The organism is Bradyrhizobium genosp. SA-4 str. CB756 (assembly GCF_000473125.1).
In the GTDB taxonomy this organism is placed as follows: Bacteria; Pseudomonadota; Alphaproteobacteria; order Rhizobiales; family Xanthobacteraceae; genus Bradyrhizobium; species Bradyrhizobium arachidis.
On the sequence record NZ_KI421499.1, the window covers coordinates 5,633,881 to 5,639,880 of the forward strand.

General features: G+C 61.3%; 9 protein-coding genes. 6 read left to right on the forward strand and 3 right to left on the reverse strand.

Features of this window, described 5'->3' with window-relative positions; all coding sequences use genetic code 11:
- Positions 1 to 48 precede the first annotated feature (48 nt).
- A complete protein-coding gene (locus BRAGE_RS0127420; RefSeq protein WP_027564255.1) occupies positions 49 to 897 on the forward strand; it encodes an MBL fold metallo-hydrolase in 849 nt (282 codons plus the stop codon).
- A 13-nt stretch (positions 898 to 910) separates the two neighbouring features.
- Here the strand turns inward: BRAGE_RS0127420 and BRAGE_RS0127425 are convergent, their stop codons facing one another.
- The gene (locus BRAGE_RS0127425) at positions 911 to 1,801 is read right to left on the reverse strand and encodes an aldose 1-epimerase family protein (protein ID WP_027564254.1); all 891 of its coding nucleotides are present in this window, start codon (positions 1,799 to 1,801) and stop codon (positions 911 to 913) included.
- Between the two features lie 314 nt (positions 1,802 to 2,115).
- On the opposite strand from BRAGE_RS0127425, the gene BRAGE_RS54825 reads away from it, so the two are divergent.
- The 5 genes from BRAGE_RS54825 (at position 2,116) to BRAGE_RS54835 (ending at position 4,469) form a co-directional block, all read left to right on the forward strand.
- On the forward strand, positions 2,116 to 2,442 hold the full coding sequence (locus tag BRAGE_RS54825) for a hypothetical protein (RefSeq protein ID WP_141263386.1): 327 nt from the start codon (positions 2,116 to 2,118) through the stop codon (positions 2,440 to 2,442).
- Between the two features lie 111 nt (positions 2,443 to 2,553).
- The gene (locus tag BRAGE_RS49295; protein ID WP_051378042.1) at positions 2,554 to 3,207 is read left to right on the forward strand and encodes a hypothetical protein; all 654 of its coding nucleotides are present in this window, start codon (positions 2,554 to 2,556) and stop codon (positions 3,205 to 3,207) included.
- A 219-nt stretch (positions 3,208 to 3,426) separates the two neighbouring features.
- The gene (locus BRAGE_RS49300; protein WP_231164370.1) at positions 3,427 to 3,891 is read left to right on the forward strand and encodes a transglutaminase-like cysteine peptidase; all 465 of its coding nucleotides are present in this window, start codon (positions 3,427 to 3,429) and stop codon (positions 3,889 to 3,891) included.
- An 83-nt stretch (positions 3,892 to 3,974) separates the two neighbouring features.
- Positions 3,975 to 4,271, forward strand: coding sequence for a hypothetical protein (locus BRAGE_RS54830; RefSeq protein WP_141263384.1), 297 nt, complete (start codon positions 3,975 to 3,977; stop codon positions 4,269 to 4,271).
- Between the two features lie 3 nt (positions 4,272 to 4,274).
- Positions 4,275 to 4,469, forward strand: coding sequence for a hypothetical protein (locus BRAGE_RS54835; protein WP_141263382.1), 195 nt, complete (start codon positions 4,275 to 4,277; stop codon positions 4,467 to 4,469).
- 335 nt (positions 4,470 to 4,804) lie between these two features.
- Here the strand turns inward: BRAGE_RS54835 and BRAGE_RS49305 are convergent, their stop codons facing one another.
- Both BRAGE_RS49305 and BRAGE_RS49310 read right to left on the reverse strand, forming a co-directional pair.
- Positions 4,805 to 5,152 (reverse strand): hypothetical protein, encoded by a 348-nt coding sequence (locus BRAGE_RS49305; protein WP_141263380.1) that lies wholly within the window; start codon positions 5,150 to 5,152, stop codon positions 4,805 to 4,807.
- The coding region (locus BRAGE_RS49310; protein ID WP_035730097.1) for a UDP-glucose dehydrogenase family protein at positions 5,149 to 6,000 on the reverse strand (852 nt) is incomplete at its 5' end. The genes BRAGE_RS49310 and BRAGE_RS49305, both read right to left, overlap by 4 nt.

Genomic DNA, 6,000 nt, shown 5'->3' on the forward strand with positions numbered 1-6,000 from the left:
AGCCTTCGTATCTACTGTGCGTTCCCGGCTTCACATCGGAGTAGGCGCATGGAGGTCATCCTGCTCGGCACCGGCGGCCCGCGCCCGGACCCGCGCCGCATGGCGACGACCACGCTGATCAGGCTCGGCGAGGAGAACATCCTGTTCGACGCCGGCCGCGGCGTGATGGTGCAGCTCAGCAAGGCCGGTGTGCCGCTCGGCGCCATCAACACGGTCTTTCTCACCCACCACCATTTCGACCATATCGGCGACCTCTACGATGTGATGCTCAATTCATGGATGCAGGGGCGCAAGGACGAGCTGCGCATCTTCGGGCCGCCGGATACCGAACGGCTCGTCAACACGCTCGTCACGCAGGTCTATGACAAGGACATCGCCTGGCGCGATCAGGGCGAGCCGAGCTTCGGCGGATGGAAACCGGTCGTCGCAACCGACATCGTTCCAGGTCCCGTCCTCGACACCGGCCGCTGGAAGATCAGCGCCGAGCTGGTCTCGCATGGCGATGGCCTCGACATGTCGCCGGCCTTCCTCGCGCGCTGGATGTGCCTCGGCTACCGCTTCGAGGCGGAGGGCAAGATCATTGCGATTTCCGGCGACACCGTCCCCTGCCCCGGCCTCGAACGGCTGGCCGAAGGTGCCGACCTGCTCGTCCAGGTCTGCTTTCTCGCAACGCCCGAGATCAACAACGAGCATTTCCGCCGGCTTGCGAAATACACGATCGCCTGCGGCGACACCGTCGGCAAGGTCGCGGCCAAGGCCGGCGTCAAGAAGCTCGCGCTGACCCATCACCGGCCGCGCACCGACGACACCATGCTGAGCGCGCTGCTCGCGGATGTGCAAAACGACTATTCGGGCCCGGTCGTGCTCGGCGAGGACCTGACGCGGATCGAGGTCTGAGAGGTCATCGATCTCAGGACGATCCGACCTCGATCCGGTACGACAAGCTCTGCTCCGCTCCAGGTGCGATATGCATCAGGCCGGGCTTGTCACCGAACTCGCCATCGAAGCCTGCGGGACTGGCGTAGCCGCGCCAGGGCTCGATGCAGAGGAACGGCGCGCCTGAAGGTTTCGACCAGACGCCGAGCTCGCTAAAGCCGCGCCAGGACATCTTCAGCCACGGCCCGGCGGATGCGCCCTTCGCGGCGGCATAGCGGACCGAACTGCTCTCGATCCGGTCGAAGATGATGGCGTCGTCGACGAACAGGGATTGGGACAAGGGCAGCACCGCGCCGTTGACCGGGCTCGGCTCCGTCGCCGGGCGCAGCAATCCACCATCGAGACGGCGGACGGGAGATGCCTCTGCCGTCGCGAAGGTCAGCGCATAGCTTTCCTTGGGCACGCCCGCCCGGAGCGGCCAGTTGAAGGCGGGATGTCCGCCGAGCGAAGCCGGCAAGATCTCCTTGCCGGTGTTGACGATCGTGAGCGCGAGATCGAGTCCGGCGTCGTCGATCGTATAGACGGCCGTCAGGCGGAACGCGAACGGATAACGCGCGCGCGTCGCCTCGCTGTCTTCGAGCACCAGCGTGCAACTCGTCTCATCACGCCTCGCCCAGGCAAAGCTGCTGTCGCGCGCAAAGCCGTGCTGGGTCATCCGGTAGGTCTTGCCCTGGTGCCGCAATTCGTCGCCCGCAAGACGTCCGACGATCGGGAACAGCAGCGGCGCATGGCGCGGCCACTCCGGCCCCGCCTGCCAGATGAACTCGGTGCCGCTGCGATCCTTCAGCGAGCACAGCTCGGCGCCGTGGGCCTTGATGGTTGCGGTGAGAGGGCCGGTGTGGATCGTGTGCGTGTCGTCGGTCATGTGCACGCTCCTGCGAGCAAGTCATATGTCGCAACATTGCATCCACTGCATTCGGGAATTCGACCGAGCAGTAGAGACTTGCCGATGTTTGCAGGTGGCAATCGGGAACATCAAGGTCGTAGTCGAGTTATGCCCCCAGCGCGTACAGCTGAGCCAAGACAAGATACGTGCCGTCCCTTGCGGGACGCGCGGCTGGCTGCCGGAGTGAACCGTTAACCGGCAAGAGCGTTAACCGCTCTACATGCCTTGTGAGAAGCCCCAGCATTCAGCCGTTGATTGTGCGCCGCAACTCCTGATAGGCCCTGACGGCTGTCATGGGGCTGACGCAATGTTTTTCTTGCAACGATGGTTCGGGGGCCGAAGTGGCCAGCCGGATGATGAATATCAATGGCGACCGTGCGAACCTCCAATCTTCCCGAGGCGAACGGTTGATGGCGGCAAGACGCTCCTCAAGTGTCCGACCTGGCGCCGTCGCGGCAAAGACGGGAAATGGCAATACATTCAAAAGCCGCAGGTCTTCGAAGAATGGGAAACGGACCAGTGGTGAGCGGCATATGACCGAGCGCGAGAAGATCGCCCCGTTTGTCCTTTCCGCCGATGGTTCCCCGCTGCGTCATCTTCATGTCTCCGCCAACGGCTAGACAACATTCGCACTTACAGCGCGCTGGCAAGATTCGATTGCCGCTGACGTAGTGGACGCGCACTCGTTTCTCCCGCCAATCTTTCCGCAGTGAAGCGACGAGGGAACAATCGTGACTGAGCATGGATTCAGCTACTATTGGGATGCCGCCAAATTCAACGTGAAGAAACATCTCCGCGGCTATACGATCAATCCTACACCGACATTTGATCCGGAAGGACTAGCGCGTTTCCAATCGGCGGTTCTCGGGTCTCAGGCCTACCTTGAATATGGCTGCGGAGGTTCGACGATCGAGGCCGCCCGGAACGTCAAAAAGCTGGTCTCCGTCGAGACGGATGGCGTTTTCGCAGCGGCGGTGAGAGCCGCACTCCCGCCAACAGATGCCCAGGTGAGCATACTGACTCCTGACATCGGGTTCACGCGAGATTGGGGCTTCCCGGTTTTTGATACCGCCACGCCCGGTCGCATCGAAAAGTGGAAGCGCTTGCCGCAGGCACCTTGGCGATCGTCTCCAGAATTCACGCCAGATCTGGTCCTGGTGGATGGGCGGATGCGTGTCGCATGCACGCTGGAAGCACTTCTCCGCGTCACTCCCGATACCACGATCCTCATCGACGACTATGTCGGTCGCAACTACGAAACTGTTCAACAATTTGCCGATCTGATCGGCATGCATGGCAGAATGGCTGAATTTCGAAAAAAATCTGCGTTTGACCGGAACGCATGCGAAGCTAGCCTCAGTCTCGCCTACGGCGATATGGAGTAACTCACTTTCATACTCCGCGACATGTTGGCGGTCGCGCTTGTTCCGCTACGGCGTCATCGATCGCACGCAAAGTTCCCGGAGCAACAGCGCCGCAGCCAAACGTTCGACTCAATCCGGAGCCAGGTTTCATTGCTTGCTTCAACGCGAGCATAAAGATTGCAAAAGCTCCTCCTGTGTGCATCGCTCTCGGTCATTCTTGTGCAATTGTGCATCTTGCATGTGCACGCCGAGCCCACTCTGCCGCCAGTTCAATTCACGGCCTTCTGCGCCAAGTATCCTTCAGATTGCAACCCTCGGCGCGCTCGAAGCGGAGCGGGATTGGAACTTCGTAAGATCCAATTCGCAAACTCGATCGTGAACGCGCAAATTGCACCAAGCGAGCGGTCGAAGAATGGATGGGACCTATATCCATCCGAGGGCGACTGTGGCGATTATGCAGTTTCCAAGCGTCACCTGCTCTTGTCTTTGGGCGGCAGCTCCTCGCAATTGCTCCTCGCGGAGGTTCGCCATCGAAACTCCGGCGAACACCACCTCATTCTGATTGTTCTTTACGAAGGCAGCGTGCTCGCACTGGACAATCTGTACGAATATGTACTGCCCTTTGGGGATGCCGTTCGGCAGTACCAGTTCCTCAGAATTGCTTCGCCAGACAATCCAAATGTTTGGCGCACGTCACTGCCCTGAGGGATTGGGGCACATGCGATCGCCCGCACTGGCAACACGAGCACGTTACCAGCAGACGTCTCCTTGGTGCCGCAGAACACGCCATGACACGCGTCGCTACCCGAGCAATTTCTGAAGATGCTTCGGCGGAACTCTGGTGCAGCGGCGGCGACGAGATCGTCGTCAGGAAGCAGAAGCAGATGCCATCAGAAAGCGCAAACTTGGCACGACAACTGCACCGCGTAAACCTGCAGGAATGCTCCTTCGCAAGGCAGGCGACGGACGAGGCATCACGCGACTCGTTGCGCGTCTCGCTTTTGCCTCTCTGCCGCCGCGTGCTTTCCACGTTGCTGTCGAGTGGGCGCAATATTCCTGCGGCATATTTTGCGCGTCGGAGGTGAGACATGTCGGATGCAGCTAATCAAACGAGTCTGAGCGCGGACATGGCCGCCGAAGACTTTGGTGTCAACAAAACCCCGATCGGCGACCGCGCCTTCGCAGCCGCCTATTTGACCACGATCGCCGTCGCAATGATCGGCTGGCTATATGTCATCAGCCGCGCCGGGCTTGCCGCTATTAGTTGGATGATCTTTGGCTAGGGCACAGTCATAAGCTGCCTATTCCGTCGCCGCCCAGACGAGCGCACCTCAAAGCGCGAAATTGATCGTAACACGCCTGCCCTGTCTTGAACGCCGCAGCATGTTGCCGTTTACGATCGGCGATCGAGTTCCCTTTCACATCAAATGTGGGTGAGATTGACGGTCCAGAAGCGCCGGATGGCTGCGGGCGGGTCTATCGCGTCTTCCCCTCTCAAATATGCAAGTGCACCCGTCCAATGAACGGGGGCGAAGCTCTGTGCGCCGAGTTGCCCATTTATCGACCAGACTTCGGCCGATTCGACGGGTGCCGACCGCAAATGCTACAAGGCATGCCTTTACAGCGCACAAGGATTTTCAGCCATGCGTATCTTGTTGATCTCGGCCGCGGCGTGCCTCGCCATCTCATCGAACTCCGCGCAAGCTGGCCCAAACTGCATGCTCATGACATCCGACCAGGCCATGCGAGATTGCTTTGATCGGACGTTCTCCACGACGCCGAAAGCAGAGCCGACGACAACAACGCAAAATACCAAGGCCGCGCCGAAGCTGGCATCGCCGCCCAAAACGCAAAACGTGTCAGACGCACCGTCAAGATAGCGCGCCGCGCCGGCGCGACGCTCTCCTGACGGGCCGGCGACAACCTCCCTCGAGGCCCCTGTTGAGGGACAAATCGAGAGCGTCAAGCCCCGTTCGGCCGAGCGGAACGCCCGACGCTCTCGTAGGTGAAGCCCGCGGCCTCCATCTCTTCCGGGCGATAGATATTGCGGAGGTCGACGACGATGGGCTGGGCCATGGCGCTCTTCAGCCGGTCGAGATCGAGCGCGCGGAACTGCACCCATTCGGTGACGATGACGACCGCGTCGGCGCCTTGCGCGCACGAATACGCGTCCTCGCAATAGGTGATGCTGGGCAGCTCACCCTTGGCCTGCTCCATGCCGACCGGGTCGAACGCCTTGACCGTCGCGCCCATGTCGATGAGGCCGGTCACCAGCGGGATCGACGGCGCATCGCGCATGTCGTCGGTGTCGGGCTTGAAGGTGAGGCCGAGCACCGCGATGGTCTTGCCGCGCAACGAACCGCCGAGCGCCTGGCTGACTTTGCGCGCCATCGCGCGCTTGCGGTTCTCGTTGACCGCCAGCACGGACTCGACGATGCGCAGCTGCACGTCATGGTCCTGCGCGATCTTGATCAGCGCCTTGGTGTCCTTCGGGAAGCACGAGCCGCCGAAGCCGGGACCGGCATGCAGGAACTTGGTGCCGATGCGGTTGTCCAGGCCAATGCCGCGCGCGACCTCCTGGACGTTGGCGCCGGCCTTTTCGGACAGGTCTGCGATCTCGTTGATGAAGGTGATCTTGGTCGCGAGGAACGCGTTCGCGGCGTATTTGATCATCTCCGCGGTGCGGCGCGCGGTGAACATCAGCGGCGCCTGGTTCAGCGACAGCGGGCGATAGATGTCGCCCATCACCTTGCGGCCGCGCTCGTCGTTGGTGCCGACCACGATGCGGTCGGGGAACTTGAAGTCGCGGATCGC